General features: G+C 70.9%; 2 protein-coding genes. Both read right to left on the reverse strand.

Annotation, left to right across the window (positions count from 1 at the left end):
* Positions 1-92 precede the first annotated feature (92 nt).
* A complete protein-coding gene (locus tag DMB66_RS63285) occupies positions 93-2,105 on the reverse strand; it encodes an intein-containing Rv2578c family radical SAM protein (RefSeq protein WP_125812351.1) in 2,013 nt (670 codons plus the stop codon).
* Between the two features lie 114 nt (positions 2,106-2,219).
* On the reverse strand, positions 2,220-2,582 hold the full coding sequence (gene trxA, locus DMB66_RS57135) for a thioredoxin (protein WP_125812352.1): 363 nt from the start codon (positions 2,580-2,582) through the stop codon (positions 2,220-2,222).
* Positions 2,583-2,771: the final 189 nt, after the last annotated feature.

Genomic DNA, 2,771 nt, shown 5'->3' on the forward strand with positions numbered 1-2,771 from the left:
CTTCTTGGCACGGGCTTGGCACGGGCATCTGGGCGACCGGCGCGGGAGAGCCTTCTTGGCACGGGCACTTGGGCGGCCGGCGCGGGAGAGTCTTACAGCAGGGTCAGTTGCTGTGGCTCCACCGCGCGGCCCGTCACGCGTTCACGCGCGTTGTCTGTCGCGTCCGCAGCGGAGTAGGCCGCTGCGGGTGCCTCGTTTGCGCCCGCCGTCCGCGCCTCGCCCGGCTGGGCCCGGTGCAGCCCGTGCCGGCGAGCCGCCATCCGCACCCGGGCGCCGAGCTCCTTCTGGAAGGTCTGTGGCGCGTACGACCCGCTGCCGTACAGCTCGCGATAGCGCGGGGCCAGCTCCGGATGCTCCCGGGTGAGCCACGCGGCATACCACTCTCGGGCGCCCGGTCGCAGGTGCAGGACCAGTGGCGTGACGCTGGCCGCGCCGGCCGCGGCTATCGCGGCGACCGTTTCCTCGATGGACTCGTCCGAGTCGGTCAGGCCCGGCAGGATCGGGGCCATCAGGACTCCCACCGAGAAGCCGGCGTCGGCCAGCCGGGCGAGGGCGTCCAGCCGGCGCCGCGGGCTCGGAGTGCCCGACTCCACCGCGCGCCACATCCGTTCGTCGACGAAGCCGATCGACATCGACAGGCTGACCTCCGTGACCGAGGCCGCCTGCCGCAGCAGCTCCAGGTCTCGCAGGATCAGCGTGCCCTTGGTCAGGATCGAGAACGGGTTGGCGAAGTCGCGCAGCGCCGCCAAGATCCCCGGCATCAGGCGATAGCGGCCTTCCGCCCGCTGGTAGACGTCCACGTTGGTGCCCATCGCGATGGGTGCCCCGGACCATTTCGGGGCCGCGAGCTCCCGGCGGATCAGCTCGCCGGCGTTGACCTTGACGACCACCTTGGAGTCGAAGTCGTGGCCCGGGTCCAGGTCGAGGTAGGTGTGGGTCTTGCGGGCGAAGCAGTTGTGGCTCACGACGCCGTCGGCGATGAAGTCGCCCGTGCCGGTGGTGATGTCGTAGAGCGGCAGGGTCAGGCCGAGATCCTCGATGTCGGCGACCGTGAGCTGGGCCTCGCTGCGCACGCCGACGCCGGCCGCGTCCAGCGGCGCCGCACTGACCCCGGTCAGGTGGCGGAAGCGCAGGGCCGCCCACAGGTCGCGGGCGACCTCGACCGAGTAGACCTCGCCGAGCTGGGGATGCGGCGGGCGCCGGCTGGGCAGGCCCAGGTGGGTCAGCGCGTCCGTGATGCGGTCGAGGAAGCTGTTGTCGCGGCTGGTGAAGACGACGGCGAGCCGGTCCGCATAGCCGGTCGCGCCGAACGCGCCGGCCAGGAAGCCGCGACGCCAGCTGCCGGAGGGGAGCTCCGGCCAGCGCAGCGCGACGTGGAGCGGGATGTCTTCGAGGTAGGAATCCGCACGGGTCCACGCGTCGCTCTCGCGGGCGCCGGCCGGTGCGCCCGCGTCGCCGCGGACCAGGCCGCAGAGGAAGCCGGTGCGGTAGTCGGGGGACTCCTTCGGCGGGTCGGCGAGGCGCCCGACCCCGGAGAGCCGGTCGCCGACCGCCAGCGCCGGCAGGCCGGTCTCGGCCGGGCTGACATGCCGCCAGCCGCGGTCGGTGAGGAGCCGGTGCTCTCCGCTGGACACCAGGCGCGTGCCGTCGGCCAGGGTCACCCGGAAGGCCTTCTTGGTGGTGGTCCAGTGGTTGAGCACTGTGGTCGGCACATAGCGCCGGTGCGGGCCGGCGCCCATCGTGCCCAGCACCGCGTCGCCGACCTGCACCTGCGACAGCGGGCGGGCCGAGCCGTCGGCGAGCAGGATCGGGGTGTCGCCGCTCAGGCAGTAGGAGCAGGCGTGCGAGCAGCCCCGGTAGGGATTGACCGTCCACTGGAACGGCAGGCGCGAGGTGCTGGGGACCCGGCTGATGAGGGATTTCGCCCGGATCTCGTAGAACGTCATGCCGGCGAACCCGGGTGTGTCGAAGGTGCGGGCGACCGCGCCGGGCAGCGCCAGCGGCAGGGGTGGGGCCGCCGACGCTGCCCTGTCCAGAAGCGGGTCCTCCCGGCGGCCCAGGAGCGACTCATCGTTGGCCGGGGCCGACAGGTGTGACCATCGCATGGCGAAGATTCGAACACATGTTCGATCCACTGTCTACCCGCACCGGGGGGCGTACCGAAAGAAAAGAAGCGCCGCGGACCGGTTGTGGTCCGCGGCGCCGGTGACCCCGAGGGGTCAGTGGTTGTTGGCAGCCAGCTGCTTGCGCACGTCTTCCATGTCGAGCTTCTCGACCTGGTCGATCAGGGACTCGAGCGCCGACTCGGGGAGGGCGCCGGGCTGCGAGAAGACGATGACGCCGTCGCGCACTGCCATGATCGTGGGGATCGAGCGGATGTCGAACTTCGCGGCCAGTTCCTGCTGCGCCTCGGTGTCGACCTTGCCGAAGGTGATCTCGGTGTGCTTCTCCGACGAGCGCTCGTACGTCGGCGCGAAGCGGACACAAGGCCCGCACCAGCTGGCCCAGAAGTCGACCAGGACGATGCCGCCCTTGCCGGTCACCTCGTCGAAATTCTCTGTGGTCAGCGCAACGGTCGCCATGATCTCTCCGTCCACGGGAAAAAGGCCACGGGAAATTGGCCTACGTGCGTTCTCAACCCGCCGTCACCCCTACTGATTCCCGGCTCGGCGCCGGCGACACGTGGTCTGCGGCACCTTTCCGGGACCGCGACGGCGACCTTGGGCAACTCAGAGTAACGCAAAGTAGGGAGAGCGCTCCCCGTAGTTCGG

This window comes from Actinoplanes sp. ATCC 53533 (assembly GCF_003947245.1).

Coding starts and splice junctions, on each gene's coding strand:
- DMB66_RS63285 (WP_125812351.1), bottom strand. CDS start 2,105: ATGCGATGGTCACACCTGTCGGCCCCGGCCAACGATGAGTCGCTCCTG.
- trxA (WP_125812352.1), bottom strand. CDS start 2,582: ATGGCGACCGTTGCGCTGACCACAGAGAATTTCGACGAGGTGACCGGC.